Genomic DNA, 19606 nt, shown 5'->3' with positions numbered 1-19606 from the left:
AATGTATTCTTATATTTGTTAGTTCGCTGAGGAGGTATTATGCGATTAGACCGTATGACCAACAAATTCCAGCTGGCTATTTCCGATGCTCAGTCACTTGCACTGGGTAGAGATAACCAATTTATTGAGCCAATTCACTTAATGATGGCCTTGCTGAATCAAGATTCAGGATCCATTCATCCGCTACTCACCCAAGCTGGCATTCGCGTCAGTAATCTTCGCTCCTTGTTAACTCAAGAATTAGCACGTTTGCCGCAAGTAGATGGTTCAGGTGGCGATGTTCAGTTATCTCAAGCATTAATTCGTTTGCTTAATTTATGCGATAAGCTCGCTCAAAAGCGTCAAGATAAGTACATCTCGAGTGAGCTATTCATTTTAGCTGCGCTTGAGGGCAAAGATACCTTAGCTCAATGCCTTATTCAGGCGGGAGCGACTAAAGAGTTAATGGAGAGCACTATCTCAACGATGCGCGGTGGCCAAAATATTGATGACCCAAATGCTGAAGATCAGCGCCAAGCCCTGAAAAAATTTACCGTCGATCTAACCGAGCGCGCCGAGCAAGGCAAACTAGACCCTGTGATTGGCCGCGATGATGAAATCCGCCGCACGATTCAAGTGTTGCAGCGCCGCAGTAAAAATAATCCAGTGCTCATAGGTGAGCCGGGCGTGGGTAAAACTGCGATTGTTGAAGGATTAGCGCAGCGAATTATTAATGGTGAAGTACCAGAAGGCATTAAGAATAAACGCGTGTTATCCCTAGATATGGGCGCCTTGATAGCGGGCGCTAAGTATCGCGGTGAATTTGAAGAGCGCTTAAAAGCGGTACTCAATGAATTAGCCCAAGAAGAAGGGCAGGTAATTTTATTTATTGATGAATTGCATACCATGGTCGGCGCCGGCAAAGGTGAAGGCGCCATGGATGCGGGCAATATGCTAAAACCTGCGCTTGCGCGCGGTGATTTGCATTGCGTGGGCGCGACCACCCTTGATGAATATCGCCAATACATAGAAAAAGATGCGGCATTAGAGCGCCGTTTCCAAAAAGTGCTGGTGGATGAACCTAGTGTTACTGACACCATAGCGATTTTACGCGGCTTAAAAGAGCGTTATGAGCTGCATCACCATGTGGAAATTACCGATCCTGCAATCGTAGCCGCAGCCACTATGTCGCATCGCTATATCTCAGATCGCAAGTTACCCGATAAAGCCATAGATCTTATCGATGAAGCGGCGTCCAGCATTCGCATGCAAATTGATTCCAAGCCTGAGCAACTCGATAGGCTTGAGCGCCGCGCTATTCAGCTTAAGCTAGAAGAGCAAGCGCTGGCCAAAGAGGGCGATGAAGCCAGTCGTAAGCGCTTAGATATTCTGCGTCACGAATTAGTGGACGTCGAAATGCGCGCTGGTGAGCTTAATGAAATCTGGTACACAGAAAAAGCCGCCTTGGCGGGTACTCAACACATTAAGGCCGATTTAGAGCAAGCACGGATGGAATTAGAAGTCGCAAGACGCGCCGGCGACTTAACCCATATGTCAGAATTGCAGTATGGCCGTATTCCTGCACTGGAAAAGCAGCTTGATTTAGCCTCGCAAGCTGAAATGCAAGACATGACCTTATTAAGAAATAAAGTCACTGACGTTGAAATTGCTGAAGTCTTATCTAAAGCCACAGGTATTCCCGTCAGTAAAATGCTCGAAGGCGAGCGCGAAAAGTTGCTGCAAATGGAAGATGTCTTGCACGAGCGGGTTATCGGTCAAAACGAAGCCGTCGATGCTGTGGCGAACGCCATACGTCGCAGCCGCGCGGGTCTTGCTGATCCCGATAAGCCCATCGGCTCTTTCTTATTCTTAGGTCCTACAGGGGTTGGTAAAACTGAGCTGTGTAAAACCTTAGCGCGTTTCTTGTTTGATACTGAATCGGCCTTAATCCGTATTGATATGTCAGAATTTATGGAAAAGCATTCAGTATCGCGCTTAGTCGGGGCGCCTCCAGGATATGTAGGTTATGAAGAAGGCGGCTATTTAACTGAAGCGGTTCGCCGTAAGCCTTATTCAGTGATTTTGCTGGATGAAGTCGAAAAGGCGCACCCTGATGTGTTTAATATCTTGCTGCAAGTGCTCGATGATGGCCGCTTAACGGATGGCCAAGGGCGGACGGTAGATTTTAGAAATACTGTCGTGATCATGACTTCTAACTTAGGCTCAGACATTATTCAAGAGTCATGCGATACCATGAGTTACCATGAGATGAAAGCGCGGGTGATGGGGGTTGTGACTCAAAGTTTCCGCCCTGAGTTTTTAAATCGCATCGATGAAACTGTCGTGTTCCATCCATTAGATAAAGAAAACATCAAACGCATTGCCAGCATTCAAATTGAATCCTTACGTCGCCGTTTGGCCGATAAAGAATTTGAACTTGAAGTCAGTGATGAAGCTTTATCTTATATAGCGGCTATGGGCTTTGATCCTCTGTATGGCGCCAGACCGCTAAAACGCACTTTGCAACAAGCCATCGAAAACCCATTAGCGCAGCGCTTACTGCGTGGAGATTTACTCCCCGGGCGGCCTATTCGGGTTAAAGTAGTAAATGAACAGTTAGACTTCGTTCAATAAGCACAATTTACTATGAATAGTTAGCAGTAACAAAATAAGGCGCCTTGTGGGCGCCTTATTTATGTTGAGCTAAAAGCTTTATCAAAACTGATACTCAAAATAACAGATTGCAATAATGACTTAAGCTTTGGGGCAAAATTCATCAATACGTTGTTGCTGCGTGGTAATTTCAGTTGCACGCTCTTGATCGCTTAAGGTCACTTGTTCACCAGATTTTGAGTCTTTGCGGGTCAGTCGATTTTGACTATTAAGTAGTTTTAGTTTTTCCTGCGCCAATTCACACAACATTTTTGCTTGAGCAGGATCTTTGGCCTTAATAAGTAACGCCTCGGCACTGGCTATTTCAGCGGCTGTCGATTGAGTCGGTTGTTTTGTCGGTGCGCTGACATACCCTGATTTTTGCGGCTCAATATCATCGTTATAAACTTGAGTGAATTTTATATCGTTTGCGGGCGGCTGCTGACTATAGTGGACTAGGCCATTGGCATCCACCCAAGAGTAAATGACCTCACTTGCCATAACCTGAGTAGATACACTTAAGCTAATGATAACGAGAGCTCGCTTAGGTAAACTTAAAAAGTGCGGCATATGCAGTTCCTTGCGGCCATATCTCAGTCATAGTGGTTGAAGTTTACTCAAGCTCTGCAACCTTGCCAACTGCTAACGACTCATAACCTAAATTAACCTTAGTCTATTCATAACTAAATTCAGGCTTGCAGCGCTAAACATGCCCAGCTTTTAAGTATAAAAGCGGCATTAATTGCTCTATTTGGTCGTGAACTTAATAGTTTTGCTCAATGTTTGAGCGCTTGGTGTGGTTTGAATAAATTAGCGCTTGCGCAATTGGGTCAGCGCCCTATAATCCACCCCACTGACACGGACAACGGCGCTGTAAGGCAACGATACTGAGTCAGGATGGAACTTGCGAAGCAAGTTAACCATGAGTGATTAAGGGTGTTAGGCGAAAGTTTAACCGCTTGGATCCAAGCCTGAAATAAGGGCTTGACCCACTCAGGTTTATGCGTAAAATACGCATCCCTAGCCCGTAGCGGCAACGTTCTTTAACAAGTAGAAGACAAGCAAATCTGTGTGGACATTCACAGTAGTTGATAAATCGACAACGATTTAACACGTCTCGCAAGAGACTTCAACGAAGATGTCCGCATAACATGCAAATTTGATGATTTATCATCGAATCGACAGAATTCATTGAGCAGGACTTTCGGGTCCGAACAAAACTTTAATTGAAGAGTTTGATCATGGCTCAGATTGAACGCTGGCGGCAGGCCTAACACATGCAAGTCGAGCGGCAGCGGGAAGTAACTTGTTACTTTGCCGGCGAGCGGCGGACGGGTGAGTAATGCCTGGGAATTTGCCCATTGGTGGGGGATAACAGTTGGAAATGACTGCTAATACCGCATACGCCCTACGGGGGAAAGCAGGGGAGCCTTCGGGTCCTTGCGCTGATGGATAAGCCCAGGTGGGATTAGCTAGTAGGTGAGGTAAAGGCTCACCTAGGCGACGATCCCTAGCTGTTCTGAGAGGATGATCAGCCACACTGGGACTGAGACACGGCCCAGACTCCTACGGGAGGCAGCAGTGGGGAATATTGCACAATGGGGGAAACCCTGATGCAGCCATGCCGCGTGTGTGAAGAAGGCCTTCGGGTTGTAAAGCACTTTCAGTAGGGAGGAAAGGTTGACGGTTAATACCCGTTAGCTGTGACGTTACCTACAGAAGAAGGACCGGCTAACTCCGTGCCAGCAGCCGCGGTAATACGGAGGGTCCGAGCGTTAATCGGAATTACTGGGCGTAAAGCGTGCGCAGGCGGTTTGTTAAGCGAGATGTGAAAGCCCCGGGCTCAACCTGGGAATTGCATTTTGAACTGGCAAACTAGAGTCTTGTAGAGGGGGGTAGAATTTCAGGTGTAGCGGTGAAATGCGTAGAGATCTGAAGGAATACCGGTGGCGAAGGCGGCCCCCTGGACAAAGACTGACGCTCATGCACGAAAGCGTGGGGAGCAAACAGGATTAGATACCCTGGTAGTCCACGCCGTAAACGATGTCTACTCGGAGTTTGGTGTCTTGAACACTGGGCTCTCAAGCTAACGCATTAAGTAGACCGCCTGGGGAGTACGGCCGCAAGGTTAAAACTCAAATGAATTGACGGGGGCCCGCACAAGCGGTGGAGCATGTGGTTTAATTCGATGCAACGCGAAGAACCTTACCTACTCTTGACATCCAGAGAATTCGCTAGAGATAGCTTAGTGCCTTCGGGAACTCTGAGACAGGTGCTGCATGGCTGTCGTCAGCTCGTGTTGTGAAATGTTGGGTTAAGTCCCGCAACGAGCGCAACCCTTATCCTTATTTGCCAGCACGTAATGGTGGGAACTCTAGGGAGACTGCCGGTGATAAACCGGAGGAAGGTGGGGACGACGTCAAGTCATCATGGCCCTTACGAGTAGGGCTACACACGTGCTACAATGGTCGGTACAGAGGGTTGCAAAGCCGCGAGGTGGAGCTAATCTCACAAAGCCGATCGTAGTCCGGATTGGAGTCTGCAACTCGACTCCATGAAGTCGGAATCGCTAGTAATCGTGGATCAGAATGCCACGGTGAATACGTTCCCGGGCCTTGTACACACCGCCCGTCACACCATGGGAGTGGGCTGCACCAGAAGTAGATAGCTTAACCTTTCGGGGAGGGCGTTTACCACGGTGTGGTTCATGACTGGGGTGAAGTCGTAACAAGGTAGCCCTAGGGGAACCTGGGGCTGGATCACCTCCTTACCTATGCGATTTAGAATTACTGTTGAGTGTTCACACAGATTGCCTTGTCTTGTTGACGAGCAAAACATTACCTTCCTTTGAAGGGATGTCGTTCTTTAAAAATTTGGAAAGCTGATAGTAGAACTTAGTGCGCAAGCATTAGGTGATACAAAATTGAGTTCTCAAAATACTTTAATCAAGTGTTTTGGATATTCTTTAACTTCAGAAATGAAGTAAATCAAGGCGTTCTTTTGCGAAAGCAAGAGACAGTAAAAACCAGCTAGTTGCAATACGCTCAAGTGAAACTCATTTGGGTTGTATGGTTAAGTGACTAAGCGTATACGGTGGATGCCTTGGCAGTCAGAGGCGATGAAGGACGTAGTAACTTGCGAAAAGCGTTGGCGAGCTAGTAACAAGCATTTGAGCTAACGATGTCCGAATGGGGAAACCCGGCCACATAAGTGGTCATCATGCAGTGAATACATAGCTGTATGAGGCGAACCTGGGGAACTGAAACATCTAAGTACCCAGAGGAAAAGAAATCAACCGAGATTCCCTAAGTAGCGGCGAGCGAACGGGGATTAGCCCTTAAGTCTAGGGGGTGTTAGTGGAATGGTCTGGAAAGTCCAACGGTACAGGGTGATAGTCCCGTACATGAAAACTAACCTTAGATGAAAACGAGTAAGGCGGCACACGTGATATGTTGTCTGAACATGGGGGGACCATCCTCCAAGGCTAAATACTCCTGACTGACCGATAGTGAACCAGTACCGTGAGGGAAAGGCGAAAAGAACCCCTGTGAGGGGAGTGAAATAGAACCTGAAACCGTATACGTACAAGCAGTGGGAGCGGTTCTTGAGACCGTGACTGCGTACCTTTTGTATAATGGGTCAGCGACTTACATTTAGTAGCGAGGTTAAGCGAATAGCGGAGCCGTAGGGAAACCGAGTGTTAACTGCGCGTTTAGTTGCTAGGTGTAGACCCGAAACCCGGTGATCTAGCCATGGGCAGGTTGAAGGTTGAGTAACATCAACTGGAGGACCGAACCGACTAATGTTGAAAAATTAGCGGATGACTTGTGGCTGGGGGTGAAAGGCCAATCAAACCGGGAGATATCTGGTTCTCCTCGAAAGCTATTTAGGTAGCGCCTCGCACGAATACCATTGGGGGTAGAGCACTGTTAAGGCTAGGGGGTCATCCCGACTTACCAACCCTTTGCAAACTCCGAATACCAATGAGTACTATGCGGGAGACAGACAGCGGGTGCTAACGTCCGTTGTCAAAAGGGAAACAACCCAGACCGTCAGCTAAGGTCCCAAAGTACTAGCTAAGTGGGAAACGATGTGGGAAGGCTTAGACAGCTAGGATGTTGGCTTAGAAGCAGCCATCATTTAAAGAAAGCGTAATAGCTCACTAGTCGAGTCGGCCTGCGCGGAAGATGTAACGGGGCTAAGCTAGTCACCGAAGCTACGGGTGCATTTCATTAGAGATGCGCGGTAGAGGAGCGTTCTGTAAGCCGTTGAAGGTGAAGGGGTAACCCACGCTGGAGGTATCAGAAGTGCGAATGCTGACATGAGTAACGATAAAGGGGGTGAAAAACCCCTCGCCGGAAGACCAAGGGTTCCTGTCCAACGTTAATCGGGGCAGGGTGAGTCGACCCCTAAGGCGAGGCCGAAAGGCGTAGTCGATGGGAAACGGGTTAATATTCCCGTACTTGTGCTAACTGCGATGGAGAGACGGAGAAGGCTAGGCTAGCGCGGCGTTGGTAGTCCGCGTTTAAGGTGGTAGGCGGTATTCTTAGGCAAATCCGGGAATACTTACGCTGAGAGCTGATGACGAGGTCCTAAGGGACTGAAGTAGTTGATGCCATGCTTCCAGGAAAATCTTCTAAGCTTCAGGTTAGCAGGAATCGTACCCCAAACCGACACAGGTGGTCGGGTAGAGAATACCAAGGCGCTTGAGAGAACTCGGCTGAAGGAACTAGGCAAAATGGTACCGTAACTTCGGGAGAAGGTACGCTCCTGCCGGTGATGAGACTTGCTCTCTAAGCTAGCGGGAGTCGCAGATACCAGGTGGCTGCAACTGTTTATCAAAAACACAGCACTGTGCAAAATCGCAAGATGAAGTATACGGTGTGACGCCTGCCCGGTGCCGGAAGGTTAATTAATTGGGTTATCTTCGGAGAAGCTCATGATCGAAGCCCCGGTAAACGGCGGCCGTAACTATAACGGTCCTAAGGTAGCGAAATTCCTTGTCGGGTAAGTTCCGACCTGCACGAATGGCGTAATGATGGCCACGCTGTCTCCAGCCGAGACTCAGTGAAGTTGAAATTGCGGTGAAGATGCCGTATACCCGCGGCTAGACGGAAAGACCCCGTGAACCTTTACTATAGCTTGGCACTGAACATTGAACCTACATGTGTAGGATAGGTGGGAGACTTTGAAGCATGAACGCTAGTTTGTGTGGAGTCGTCCTTGAAATACCACCCTTGTAGTTTTGATGTTCTAACCTAGGTCCCTTATCGGGATTAGGGACAGTGCCTGGTGGGTAGTTTGACTGGGGCGGTCTCCTCCCAAAGAGTAACGGAGGAGCACGAAGGTTGGCTAAGTACGGTCGGACATCGTACGGTTAGTGCAATGGCATAAGCCAGCTTAACTGCGAGACAGACACGTCGAGCAGGTACGAAAGTAGGTCATAGTGATCCGGTGGTTCTGAATGGAAGGGCCATCGCTCAACGGATAAAAGGTACTCCGGGGATAACAGGCTGATACCGCCCAAGAGTTCATATCGACGGCGGTGTTTGGCACCTCGATGTCGGCTCATCACATCCTGGGGCTGAAGTCGGTCCCAAGGGTATGGCTGTTCGCCATTTAAAGTGGTACGCGAGCTGGGTTCAGAACGTCGTGAGACAGTTCGGTCCCTATCTGCCGTGGGCGTTGGATGATTGAGGGGAGCTGCTCCTAGTACGAGAGGACCGGAGTGGACGAACCGCTGGTGTTCGGGTTGTCATGCCAATGGCATTGCCCGGTAGCTACGTTCGGAATCGATAACCGCTGAAAGCATCTAAGCGGGAAGCGAGCCCCAAGATGAGTCATCCCTAGGACTATAAGTCCTCTGAAGGGCCGTCCGAGACTAGGACGTTGATAGGCAAGGTGTGTAAGCGTTGTGAGGCGTTGAGCTAACTTGTACTAATGACCCGAGAGGCTTAACCATACAACCCAGATGGGTTTTACTGAACAAGCCTGATAAAGAATCGAAAAATACTTGATTGAAGATTGAGTACTCAATAGCAAAAAATCCCAGGTCGCTTAGCTCAGCTGGGAGAGCATCTCCCTTACAAGGAGGGGGTCACTGGTTCGAGCCCAGTAGCGACCACCATTTTTTGACAGCTTTCCGAATTCCAAATTTGTCTGGAGACCATAGCACTGTGGCACCACCTGATCCCATTCCGAACTCAGAAGTGAAACGCAGTCGCGCCGATGGTAGTGTGGGGTTTCCCCATGCGAGAGTAGGTCATCTCCAGGCGCCTAATTTGCTTGCAAAAGCACGTATCCTAACGCTGACACGTTAGCGACGCTAAAAGAATTTAGTGAGAAGCGCAAGCCATCACTAAAGGAGCGGTAGTTCAGTTGGTTAGAATACCGGCCTGTCACGCCGGGGGTCGCGGGTTCGAGTCCCGTCCGCTCCGCCAACATTTTGATAAGCCCTAACAGTAATGTTAGGGCTTTTTCGTATCTGAAATTTGATGCTGTGATTTAGCGGGGCTGTCCTGTTCGCCCCAGCTTCGTGCTCATAAGCTCATCGCTAGGCGATATTCACCCATCAACATTAAAATAAAAGCCTCAGCAGCAATGCTGAGGCTTTTTTCGTTGTGGCATTTTAGCTTTTATGAGGCATTACTTCGCGCCACTTTAGCTCAAACGAATGATTGGTAGGCTAGCAGTTCACTTCACACTATTTCTCAAAACAATGTATGGTCCGCCTCGTTATTGCAAATGATATTTTCGATAACGAGGTTGGTTTGCGCTAATGTATTCTGAGTCTTCATTAGGTGCTACCACCCGCTCCACGATGAGTTCCGCGCTAGATTGTCCTCAAAAAGCCCAAAGCATACTGCGTTGCTGTTTTTTATGTCAGGTCTTCAATCTAGTGGTCTGACCGTTCTGCCATCTTTTTTATCATCTGCAAACTCGGCTTAAACTCTTACTTCAAATGCTTGCTTGGTCGATAACACTGACCACGCTATCCGCGCTAACTTATTCGCCAAAGCGACAACCGCTACGTTAAATGGCTTTCTGGCTCTTAACTCCAAAATCCATTCACCAAAAACAGCGACTGCAACCTCTGGCCTTGATAAAATCGACCGTGCACCATGGATGAATAACGTCCTCAACGCTTTGTTGCCGCGCTTACTTATCCCCAAAAGCCTGGTTTTGCCGCCAGTTGAGTATTGATGTGGGACAAGCCCTATCCAGGCGGCTAACTGTCGTCCATTTTTAAAGTGACCCACATCGGAGATATCCGCTAAACACTGACTCGCTGTTAAATTTCCCACACCTGGGATAGATTTAAGCAGTTGAGCATCTTCATTTTGCTCGACAAGCTGTTTCAGCTTGTTATCTTGACCTGCAATACGCTCATTAAGCTGTAAATAGTATTCGTGATGCTCAATCAACTCCTGCATTAACATCTGAGGAATAGATTCTTTACTATAAGCAAGCCATTGAAATAGGCTCTTCATCTTGCTATGCCCTTTAGGGAAGCTCATACCAAATTCAAGCAAGATAGCTCCAATACGGGACATGCACGCGGTACGCTCTTTTACGTAACTCTGAAGGATCCCCTCATAAATCGGCCATAGCATAGCCATATTTGAGTAACTGATTGGCGAATAATACCCACGCCGCCAGCAATTCTTTCTCCGTGATTTGATAATCAGGCCGCCTGAGTACCTCCAATCCCAAGCGAATCGTTGAGAGTACCGTTCGATGCCCAATGGTATTGGCCTGAAAATGCTTATCCCAGCCCTGTTGCTGTGCGTGTAAACCAACTAGCCACAACAGGCATTGAACCATTAACGCAATCAGTAGGATGATGTCGAATCGCTCTGGACTGTTGGTACGACTTTGGCGTAAGCCAAAGCCGTATGCCGGGCTTTTGAGGTCACGAAAGGTTTCCTCTATTTGCATACGTTTGGCGTACAGGTTTACCAGCTGTTTTGGGCTGCGAGATTCTGGTGGTAAGTTGCTGGCTAACACCCAAGGTCCTCTCGCCGCTGTTGAGTACGTTTTTGCTGATGGATGGTGGCAATTCGTCCTGGTTGAACGCTGATTTGTACGGCCCTTAGGTTTGCTACGATACAGCGTGAGATGGCAATTGATAGGGTTAGTTTTGGTCAAGGTCTTACAACCCAGGCTCTTCGCTTGACCGTTGGCCAAGTCATGTGTACTGCGCACTGCACGCCAATTTTCGGCACAAATATCTGCAAATTGAACTGTACCGCGAATACGGCTTAGCCAAAACCAACCATGTGCCTCAACCTCTTTGTACCAAGGCACTTTGAACCCCGCGTCAGTCACGATGAGAGGGGTAACATGCAAAGGTAAAATCTTGGCTAAGTCCGCTAAAAAACCGTTGTGGGCGGCCTTAGAGCATTGTTCTGATAGGGGATAGGATTTCTCATATAGGGTAATAGAGCGGCCATTGAAGGCTATTGAGGCTCGCAGGGCCATGATGCGTTTATGCTCTCGGATATCTGACCAATCGACGAGCACAATCGGCATAGGGTTACCAGAACAGATAAGGCTGGCATGCCATTGGTAGACCGCTAACCGCTCTTGGTGCAGATGCGTGTTGCCGAGCAAACGATCAATGCGCTTGATGTTTTGCTTGGTTCGAGCCGTGGTTGGTAAATTTCGACCTAACTCAGTCAAGGTCAGTGTCTTACATTCAATCAGTGCCTTAGAGGCCAGCATCAAACTGTTTAATCGTTTTAGGTGAAGTTCTGGGCAGTATTGGTGTAAATAATGTTGTAGGATATTGGCTTCGCGCATCTTGTTGTCCAAGTGTAGTTTTTGACGAAACCATTTGATCATGCAACAAGATGCGCTTCCACCCTAATTTGATGATTTATTTGTAAATTATCAGGGGATTCCTCAGTACGTAACTAGAACGAATACGTTGGATCACTGAGATAACCTGAGCAGTTTCAGTTTTAACACCAACAAAGCGCATCGATGGGCGTGTTGATGCTTCCGCTATTGCATCAGCATCGATGTAATCATTTTTATTAGTTTTAACGTAAGGTTTAACGTACTGCGGAGGAATGAGTTTAACTTCGTGCCCAAAAGACTGGCACTTTCGAGCGAGCCAATGTGAGCCACCACATGACTCCATAGCTATGATTGTTGCGGGTATTTGAGCTAAAAACTCAATAAGTTTTGCGCGAGATAAATGCTTTCGAAATTGCTCTCGACCGCTATAGTCATGAGCAACAAGATGAAAAGAAGATTTGCCTAAATCGATCCCAATTACTTTAATAGTAGACATGATGGTTCGCCTCTTTGTTTGCCTAACCCTAAGCTTAGTTTAGGGGTGAGGCGGACCATCTAATTAAGCCCTAACAGCCATGTTAGGGCTTTTTGTTATCTATCAATGAGCAGTTTAACTCTCATAACTGAGTGGCTAATTATTGCGGCTAAGTGCTAAGTGCTTTAAAAACTGAGGTTAACCTTAGCTCTTAAAAAGAGTCATTAGTCACTCGAGTCAACTTACTGGTGCTTAAGGGCACATATTGGCAATCATTCACATCTTGGAAGCACATTTTAGTGTGACGAGTAAATTCAGTGGCTGATAATTGCCAGTGCTCAATGTACTTTGCCGGTCGCTGTTGATACACACCTTGGTATTGAATAGTTAACTGCTGATCGAGTGTGCTGTCGGTATTAAAGGGTAAGCCATTGCTGAGGTTATCTTGCTGCAACTCAGTGTAATTGCTGAGGCCTTGGTTCGGGATTATCTCAGCCTGACTTAAAGTGCCGTTATGGTCATGAAAGTCGCTGGAGTAAAGTAGCTGCGCTTCCTTATCAAAACTCATCACCTTAACGGCATAGTTTTGTAAGCCATCGGCAGAATAGGTGATGTTAAAGGTCAATATGCCTTGATCTGGGGTGAGGTTGGCTGCGATTTGGGTGGCAACTTTGGTGGGCTCACTTTGGGCGTAGTAGGTGCTTCCTTGCCATTGGCCGGATAGATTTTGCAGCAGTGCCTGCGGGTCGGCATAACTTTGGCTACTAATGAGTGAAAAACTTAAGCACAGTGACGATAATTTCAGAGTTTTAGTGATATTTAACTGAGGAAAAAATACTAACATAGCCGCGGCCTTTGCATGAAATTAAGCGATTAATTTCGTTATTATACGCTTACTTGGCGTAATTATCGACGCATCGTTCAAAAGCTCAGCAGTTGAATCAGTCTTAGTGAAAAAGTACTTTACCTTTACCCCGCTTTTACGCATAATCCGTCTCGTCAACAGGGGTGTAGTTCCAATTGGTAGAACAGCGGTCTCCAAAACCGATGGTTGCGGGTTCGAGTCCTGCCACCCCTGCCAAATTCTAGAAAAAGGCCATTCAGCAATGAATGGCCTTTTTTGCATTTACAGATTAATAAAGCAGTTTATTAAGTCCGATGTATTAACTCTAAGTCCCACTCTTCTGCCTCAGCCGTTAACAGCGTAAACTTAACCGACTGAGTGTTAAGGATGAATATCATGACGCAACGATCTCAACTACTCGCTATGGGTATTACGCCGTTACGACTCAATGAGCGTGGTCGTAAGCAATTTCCTATCACAGGCTCTGCAAGTATTGCGTTAACAGAGCAAGGGGCTAGCGCTGCGCTATCACCTTGGGTTGTTAAGTTAGCCGCCGATACGCAAGTAAGCGCTGAGAGCTTGCTAGGACACCCTGTGATGCAAGCATTACTCAAGTTAGCGGATATCGCGCCAAGCACTTGTTCTACGCAGCCTTATGTTGACGCGGGGCAACACTTGCTATGGGATCTCACCGGCAAAGATGATGGGTTAGTGCATTCTTTAGCGTTACATGAGGTAACTCAGCTCGCTGATGCTGCAACTAAGCGGCACTTATGGGCGTGCCTATGGCAGTGGTTAGCGCAGCAAAGGAGTGGTAAAAATAATGAGCAGTAATAAACAATTAGTCGCGCTGTCGTTAAGCGATGTGAACGCTATGGCGTCGATTGCCAGTGACTTAGGTTATCCGCTATCAGAAAGTAGCTTACAGGGCTGTTTTGGCCCCTTGTATCGAGTGTCAGGGCTTTATGTAGATAAGCAGTTGCTTGGTTTTAGTATTTGCCAGCAAATCATCGATGAAGTCACGCTGATGGATATATGTGTCGCGCCGCAATTTCAAGGGCAAGGCATAGGCGCTTGGTTACTTAAGCATATGTATGACGAAGCCAAAGCGGCTAGCGCGGTCGTGATCATGCTTGAGGTTAAGGCATCTAACCATGGCGCTAGGCATCTTTATCAAAAACTTGGGTTTATCGAAACAGGTATTAGAGCTAATTATTATCAAACGCCAGCGGGACGCGAGGATGCGATTCTAATGGATTGGCAAGTTAGCGTTTAAGGCTTGTGATTAATGCTTTAACTAAGTTTAAAAGACACTTAGCTAAGCACGGGTAAAGATTTTAGTTAGCAATGCACAGATACAAAAAAGCCGCAGTGTTATCACTGCGGCTTTTTTATTGGCGTTTAAAGTTACTTAACTTCTTTGCCTTGAGCTTGTAAGTCAGCGTGATAGCTTGAACGCACTAATGGGCCACAAGCGGCATGGCTAAAGCCTAAGTCATCGGCAATGCGTTTGAATTCAGCAAACTCATCTGGCGTGACATAACGCTCGACCGGCAAATGGAACTTAGATGGCTGCAAGTACTGACCTAAGGTTAGCATGTTGACATTATGATCACGCAAATCCTTGAGTACTTGTACTATCTCTTCATTCGCTTCACCCAGACCCAGCATGATGCCAGATTTAGTCGGAATGTTTGGATGACGCTCTTTAAAGCGTTTCAGTAAGTCTAATGACCACTGATAGTTAGCGCCGGGTCTTGCCTTGCGATAATGGGCTGGCGCCGTTTCTAAGTTGTGATTGAATACATCTGGTGGCTCATTGGCCAAGATGTCCAAGGCGGCATCGATGCGACCACGAAAATCTGGTACTAAGATTTCAATCTTAATTTCAGGATTTAACAGACGAATTTCGCGAATGCAATCGGCAAAGTGCTGGGCGCCACCATCACGTAAATCATCACGGTCAACAGAAGTAATTACGACATACTTAAGCTTCATGTCGGCAATCGTTTTTGCCAGCTTTTTAGGCTCTTCGCTATCAGGCTTAAGTGGACGGCCATGAGCCACGTCGCAAAATGGGCAGCGACGGGTACAAATGGCACCTAAGATCATAAAGGTAGCCGTACCATGGTTAAAACATTCAGCCAAGTTAGGGCATGAAGCCTCTTCACACACAGAATGTAAGCCATTAGTACGCAAGGCTTGCTTAATGTCATTGATGCGCTGATTCGACGCTGGCAGCTTTACTCGCAGCCAGTCGGGTTTGCGTAACATAGTGTCTTTTTCAGAAGGCACAACCTTCACTGGAATTCGAGCTACTTTGTCAGCATCGCGGAGTTTAACTCCTGGCTGTAATCGTTCTGGCCTGTTCATGTATGAGATACTTCCTCAGTACTTGTAGTGGATAATCCGTGATGATGAATAACTTGGGTATAGGCTAGTTGTTGGCTAAGGGTGTCAGTCAATTCTGCAGCAGCTTGCTCAACCGATTGCGGTCCAGCTAATGCTTGGCATTGCACCATTTCCATCCCAGCATATCCACAAGGATTAATGCGTTGAAAGGGCGCTAAGTCCATATTGACGTTAAGCGCTAAGCCGTGAAACGAGCATCCTTTACGAATACGTAAGCCTAATGAGGCAATTTTGCCCGCGCCTACATACACGCCTGGGGCATCAGCCTTAGCAAATGCGTCAATACTGTAAGGCGTTAACATCGCAATTATGCTGTTTTCAATGGCGGTGACTAATTGCCTGACTCCAAGTTTTTTACGCTTTAAGTCAAGTAATGGGTAGGCCACTAATTGCCCTGGACCGTGATAAGTCACTTGTCCGCCGCGATCGACTTGAATGACTGGGATATCACCAGGCGCCAAAATATGTTCACTCTTGCCCGTTTGACCTTGGGTAAATACGGGGGGGTGTTCCACTAACCATAATTCGTCTTGGTCGTGCTCGGTGCGATGGTCGGTATAGTGTTGCATCGCATGCCAGACTGTCTGGTAATCCATGTTGCCTAGATGGCGTACATGTAAACAGCTAGCAAGATCTGCGGTGTTAAGCTCAACGGACACTGTCGCGGCCTCTTTCAACTAAATGTGGGGTCATTATACGCGAGGGGCAAGAAATGTAACAGAGATCACAGCCGACAAAAATCTGTTTGTTAAGCCACAGATTTAATGGGTAAAAAAAAGGCGAAACTATCGCAAGGAGAGCTTCGCCTGAAAAGGCTTGAATTAAAGTACGCGTTTAACGCCTTCAATCGCCGCTAATTCAGTATATAAACTTTCAATTTGCGGCTTATCTTGCACCATGACACGAATGGTAATGGAGTAATAGGTGCCTTTACTTGAGATGTTGGTGGTTGGGGCGTAATCACCTGGCACATGGCGCTGGACTACGGCAACAACGCGTTCAGCCAAGGTGTCACTGGCACTGCCAACAACTTTAAAAGGAAATGAGTTAGGAAACTCCATTAATTCATCAAAACGTGTATCTAAATCTGACATGGGATACTCCCTTTAATACTGTTGAACTTAATATGGTGTCGAAATCGAATATTTCAAGTTACACCATAAAAAAACGCCACCTTGCGGTGGCGTATTGATTAACTTATCCAGCTCGCAAAGAGTTGTTTAAAGTAATCCATTAACTTGCTAAACCAGCTGCCTGGCTGCACATCTTCTAAGGCTACCAGTGGGAACTGGGCGATATCTTTGCCATCCATTTGGAAAAATACGCGGCCAACAGTTTCACCTTTAACAATCGGCGCTTCTAATGGCTTAGTCAGTTCAAAGTTAGCTTGTAAATTCTTAGCCATACCACGATTGATAGTGATAGGGGTATCGGTGGCTACGCCAAGTTTTACTTTAGGGCGATCGCCGTACCAAATGTCCTGTTCAACGAAAGTATCACCGGCTTTGTAAGGAGTCACAGTTTCAAAGAAGCGGAAACCGTAGTTAAGTAGCTTCTTGCTTTCAGCCTTACGCGCAGCTTCGCTGCCTGTGCCCATAACCACAGAAATCAAGCGCATACCATCTTTAGTGGCAGAGCTCACTAAGTTATAACCAGCACCTGATGTGTGGCCAGTTTTAATGCCGTCTACGTTTAAGCTCTTATCCCACAATAAGCCATTACGGTTGTATTGCTTAATGCCATTAAAGGTAAATGATTTTTCACCGTAAACACGGTATTCATTGGGAACGTCGCGAATCAGCGCTGCGCCTAATATGGCCATGTCATAGGCAGTGGTTTTATGCTGCGCTGAATCTAAACCATGAGAGTTTTCAAAATGGCTGTCTTGCATGCCTAATTGCTTGGCCCAAGAATTCATTAAGTCAACGAAAGCATCTTCAGTGCCAGCAATGTGCTCAGCCATAGCTACACAAGCATCGTTACCTGATTGAATGATAATGCCGTGGTTCAGATCGTCTACAGAAACCTGGGTGCCCACTTCAATAAACATCTTAGATGAGTCAGTGAAATTCTTTGACCAAGCATTCTTGCTGATAGTGACTTTGTCATCAGGAGAAATATTGCCGACTTTGATTTCATGACCTATCACATAACTGGTCATCATTTTAGTCAAACTGGCTGGATTTAGGCTCTCATAGGCATTGGTTTCGGCAATCACTTTGCCTGTGTTGTAATCCATTAAAATATACGCTTTAGCGGCGACATTTGGAGCGTCAGGGATCACCATCGGAGCGTTATTGGCACTAGCGGCCACACAAATGCTGGAAAATAACAGTAACGCTGAAATTGGTTTTATCACTAAATTCTTCATCAGTAAGACGGTTCTTTTGGTTTTTGACAACAGTCAGTGTTGAACAATTTGCGGTAACAACTAGGCATTACCGCTCGAAAATGGGAGACAATTTAGCCACTGGCTAAATGTCAGCGTGCGAGTATACCACTAGTGGACAAAGAAATTCAGTATAGGTTCCTTGCATTAGTTAACCATGAATAAATAGTTATTATTGGATTAAGTAACTGTCGGGATAACCTTGCTGCTTCATCTTTTTAAGTAGCTTTTTAGCTTGCTTGGTATTATCAATGGGACCAAGTTGTAATTGATGCCAAGTGCCCGCCGTTTTTAGGCGATATTCATAGCCCTTTTTACTGGCAAGTTGCTCACCTAATTCAAACAGTCGCTGCCTATTTTTAGACGAGCTAATTTGAATGTAATGACCTTTGCCTTGAGCTTGGCTTTTTGACTGACGGTTAGATTTAGCCGACGATTTATAATTGGCCAGTGCCATTTTGGCATTGGCATCTAATTTAACTGCTTCGACTTTAACTTTAGCCGTGCCACTTCTAACCATACCAAGTTCATCAGCCGCAGCATAAGACACATCTATGAGGCGACTGCGATGAAACGGGCCGCGGTCGTTAATTTTAACTATCACTGATTTGTTATTAGTTAAATTAGTGACTTTTGCAAAGCTCGCTAATGGCAAGGTTTTATGGGCGGCAGTCAAGGCGTATTTGTCATAGCGCTCACCGCTGGCGGTTTTATTGCCTTGCAGGGCAGCGCTATAAAATGAGGCTTTGCCTGTGGCTTTATAGGCATTGGCTGAAGTGATGACTTGATAGTCAGCGCTTGCAGGCATAGCTTCATTATCAGCTTGCTCTACGATTTCGCTTGGTTCATTGCTAACGTCTTGCGTGTCTTGCTCATCTTCTACCTGATAGTCATCAGCTTGCGCTTCTGCTGACTGGTTTTGAGCAATATCTTCATTGTTGCTGCTGATATCTCGGGAGTTACTGCTACAGCCTGAGATGGCTAGTGCGACCCATAGAGCAACGGCAGCAAGAGGGGTTAAATGGCTAGTTTTTTTGATAGGCATGTTTTAGTTGCTCGCTAAATTGATATACAGCCATGGCATACAATGGGCTTCGGTTATAGCGGGTAATAACATAAAAGTTATTAAGCCCTAACCAATACTCAGTCATTTCAGGTTGTGCTAACTCAATTAATAACGCTTGCTGACTAACATCAATATCTTTGCTGTGTTTTAACGCTAAGGTAGGGCTTAAAATATCGGCCACCGTTAGCGATAGTGCCTCTCCTGCCCACGGCGCAATAGTGGTTGCTGCGCCCGGTTGTGGTTTATCTATGGCTTTGCCATTAACTAACGCTTGCAGTGGTAAAACCACATCGGCGTCCGCTTGCCAGCCATGTTGGTGGAAGTAATTTGCTACACTCGCAATCGCATCACTTGGGCTTGTGAGTAAATCACGCTTACCATCGCCATCAAAATCTACCGCAAAGTTGCGATAACTTGACGGGATAAACTGACCGAATCCCATGGCACCCGCGTAGGAGCCAAACAAGTTATTGGCATCCAGTTGCTCTTCTTTAAGCAATAGCTGCAATTGACCAAACTCTTTACGAAAGAAGTCGGCGCGCGGTGGGTAATAAAACCCTAAGGTAAATAAGGCGTCACGCACAGGGTATTTACCCATGTACTGACCATAGAAGGTTTCAATACCAATAATGGCCACTATGATTTGCGGTTCAACCCCAAACTCTTTGCTGGCTTTATCTATGATGCTGGCGTGTTGCTGCCAGAAATTAACGCCGGCTTGCAGGCGCTTTTCGGTCAGAAATATGGGGAAATACTCATGCCAAGGCTTGGCCTCCCAAGGCCTAGAAATGGCATCTAGCGCTTGCTGATTAAACTGAGCTTGGCCGATAAAGTCCAAAGTTTGCTGTTGGCTGAAACCTTGTTGTTCTTGGCTTGCCAAAAATTCTTGCTGTAATTGTTGGTGATTATCATCGGCCTGCGCTGAGGCTTGAATAACCAATCCCGCAGCGAGTAACCACGGCGCAAATTTATGGTACATAGTGAATC

12 protein-coding genes, 3 tRNA genes, 3 rRNA genes and 2 pseudogenes are annotated in these 19606 nt (G+C 46.7%); 9 read left to right on the top strand and 11 right to left on the bottom strand.

Annotated features, from left to right (window positions below):
- The first annotated feature begins 39 nt into the window (after positions 1 to 39).
- Complete coding sequence (gene clpB / locus FJQ87_RS15890; RefSeq protein WP_140933444.1) at positions 40 to 2613, top strand: ATP-dependent chaperone ClpB; 2574 nt, start codon at positions 40 to 42, stop codon at positions 2611 to 2613.
- Positions 2614 to 2733: 120 nt separating this feature from the next.
- On the opposite strand, the gene FJQ87_RS15885 is transcribed toward clpB, so the two are convergent.
- A complete protein-coding gene (locus tag FJQ87_RS15885) occupies positions 2734 to 3201 on the bottom strand; it encodes a DUF4124 domain-containing protein (protein WP_140933443.1) in 468 nt (155 codons plus the stop codon).
- A gap of 653 nt (positions 3202 to 3854) precedes the next feature.
- Between FJQ87_RS15885 and FJQ87_RS15880 the strand changes: the two genes are divergently transcribed.
- From FJQ87_RS15880 to FJQ87_RS15860, 5 genes are all read left to right on the top strand, one after another.
- Positions 3855 to 5401, top strand: a 16S ribosomal RNA gene (locus FJQ87_RS15880).
- A 300-nt stretch (positions 5402 to 5701) separates the two neighbouring features.
- A 23S ribosomal RNA gene (locus FJQ87_RS15875) occupies positions 5702 to 8593 on the top strand.
- 89 nt (positions 8594 to 8682) lie between these two features.
- Positions 8683 to 8758, top strand: a tRNA-Val gene (locus tag FJQ87_RS15870).
- Between the two features lie 31 nt (positions 8759 to 8789).
- Positions 8790 to 8905, top strand: a 5S ribosomal RNA gene (gene rrf / locus FJQ87_RS15865).
- The 16S, 23S and 5S rRNA genes sit together here with 2 tRNA genes alongside, the layout of an rRNA operon.
- Positions 8906 to 8994: 89 nt before the next feature.
- A tRNA-Asp gene (locus tag FJQ87_RS15860) sits at positions 8995 to 9071 on the top strand.
- 504 nt (positions 9072 to 9575) lie between these two features.
- On the opposite strand, the pseudogene FJQ87_RS15855 reads toward FJQ87_RS15860, so the two are convergent.
- The 4 genes and pseudogenes from FJQ87_RS15855 to FJQ87_RS15840 all read right to left on the bottom strand — a co-directional run.
- Positions 9576 to 10211: pseudogene (locus FJQ87_RS15855) on the bottom strand (IS110 family transposase); the annotation flags it as partial.
- Positions 10212 to 10224: 13 nt separating this feature from the next.
- Entirely contained in the window at positions 10225 to 11433 is a 1209-nt protein-coding gene (locus FJQ87_RS15850; protein WP_206194404.1) for an IS4-like element IS10A family transposase, read from the bottom strand.
- Between the two features lie 106 nt (positions 11434 to 11539).
- Positions 11540 to 11929: pseudogene (locus tag FJQ87_RS15845) on the bottom strand (transposase); the annotation flags it as partial.
- Positions 11930 to 12119: 190 nt separating this feature from the next.
- Positions 12120 to 12752: a hypothetical protein gene (locus FJQ87_RS15840; protein ID WP_140933441.1), complete on the bottom strand. Its 633-nt coding sequence runs from the start codon at positions 12750 to 12752 to the stop codon at positions 12120 to 12122.
- 160 nt (positions 12753 to 12912) lie between these two features.
- Here FJQ87_RS15840 and FJQ87_RS15835 point away from each other — a divergent pair.
- The 3 genes from FJQ87_RS15835 to rimI all read left to right on the top strand — a co-directional run bounded on the left by FJQ87_RS15835 (position 12913) and on the right by rimI (position 14028).
- Positions 12913 to 12989, top strand: a tRNA-Trp gene (locus FJQ87_RS15835).
- 159 nt (positions 12990 to 13148) lie between these two features.
- Positions 13149 to 13586 carry a hypothetical protein gene (locus tag FJQ87_RS15830; protein WP_140933440.1) on the top strand — a complete coding sequence of 146 codons (438 nt, stop codon included), beginning with the start codon at positions 13149 to 13151 and terminating at the stop codon, positions 13584 to 13586.
- Complete coding sequence (gene rimI, locus FJQ87_RS15825; RefSeq protein ID WP_140933439.1) at positions 13576 to 14028, top strand: ribosomal protein S18-alanine N-acetyltransferase; 453 nt, start codon at positions 13576 to 13578, stop codon at positions 14026 to 14028. The genes FJQ87_RS15830 and rimI overlap by 11 nt, the downstream gene beginning before the upstream one ends.
- A 131-nt stretch (positions 14029 to 14159) precedes the next feature.
- Here the strand turns inward: rimI and lipA are convergent, their stop codons facing one another.
- The 6 genes from lipA to mltB all read right to left on the bottom strand — a co-directional run bounded on the left by lipA (position 14160) and on the right by mltB (position 19598).
- Entirely contained in the window at positions 14160 to 15125 is a 966-nt protein-coding gene (gene lipA / locus FJQ87_RS15820) for a lipoyl synthase (RefSeq protein ID WP_140933438.1), read from the bottom strand.
- Positions 15122 to 15823, bottom strand: coding sequence for a lipoyl(octanoyl) transferase LipB (lipB, locus tag FJQ87_RS15815; protein ID WP_276613146.1), 702 nt, complete (start codon positions 15821 to 15823; stop codon positions 15122 to 15124). The genes lipA and lipB overlap by 4 nt, the downstream gene beginning before the upstream one ends.
- A gap of 162 nt (positions 15824 to 15985) precedes the next feature.
- Positions 15986 to 16258, bottom strand: a complete 273-nt coding sequence (gene ybeD / locus FJQ87_RS15810) for a DUF493 family protein YbeD (protein WP_140933436.1) — start codon at positions 16256 to 16258, stop codon at positions 15986 to 15988.
- A gap of 98 nt (positions 16259 to 16356) precedes the next feature.
- Positions 16357 to 17535, bottom strand: a complete 1179-nt coding sequence (locus FJQ87_RS15805) for a serine hydrolase (protein WP_140934161.1) — start codon at positions 17533 to 17535, stop codon at positions 16357 to 16359.
- A gap of 190 nt (positions 17536 to 17725) precedes the next feature.
- Positions 17726 to 18598, bottom strand: coding sequence for a septal ring lytic transglycosylase RlpA family protein (locus tag FJQ87_RS15800; RefSeq protein ID WP_140933435.1), 873 nt, complete (start codon positions 18596 to 18598; stop codon positions 17726 to 17728).
- The gene (gene mltB / locus FJQ87_RS15795; RefSeq protein ID WP_140933434.1) at positions 18579 to 19598 is read right to left on the bottom strand and encodes a lytic murein transglycosylase B; all 1020 of its coding nucleotides are present in this window, start codon (positions 19596 to 19598) and stop codon (positions 18579 to 18581) included. Before mltB ends, FJQ87_RS15800 begins: the two co-directional genes overlap by 20 nt.
- Between the last annotated feature and the right edge of the window lie 8 nt (positions 19599 to 19606).

Origin of the sequence: Shewanella sp. SNU WT4 (assembly GCF_006494715.1) — a bacterium.
Lineage (GTDB): Bacteria > Pseudomonadota > Gammaproteobacteria > Enterobacterales > Shewanellaceae > Shewanella.
The sequence above is the reverse complement of the archived record's forward strand: the minus strand, read 5'-3'. Positions and strand labels throughout refer to the sequence as shown.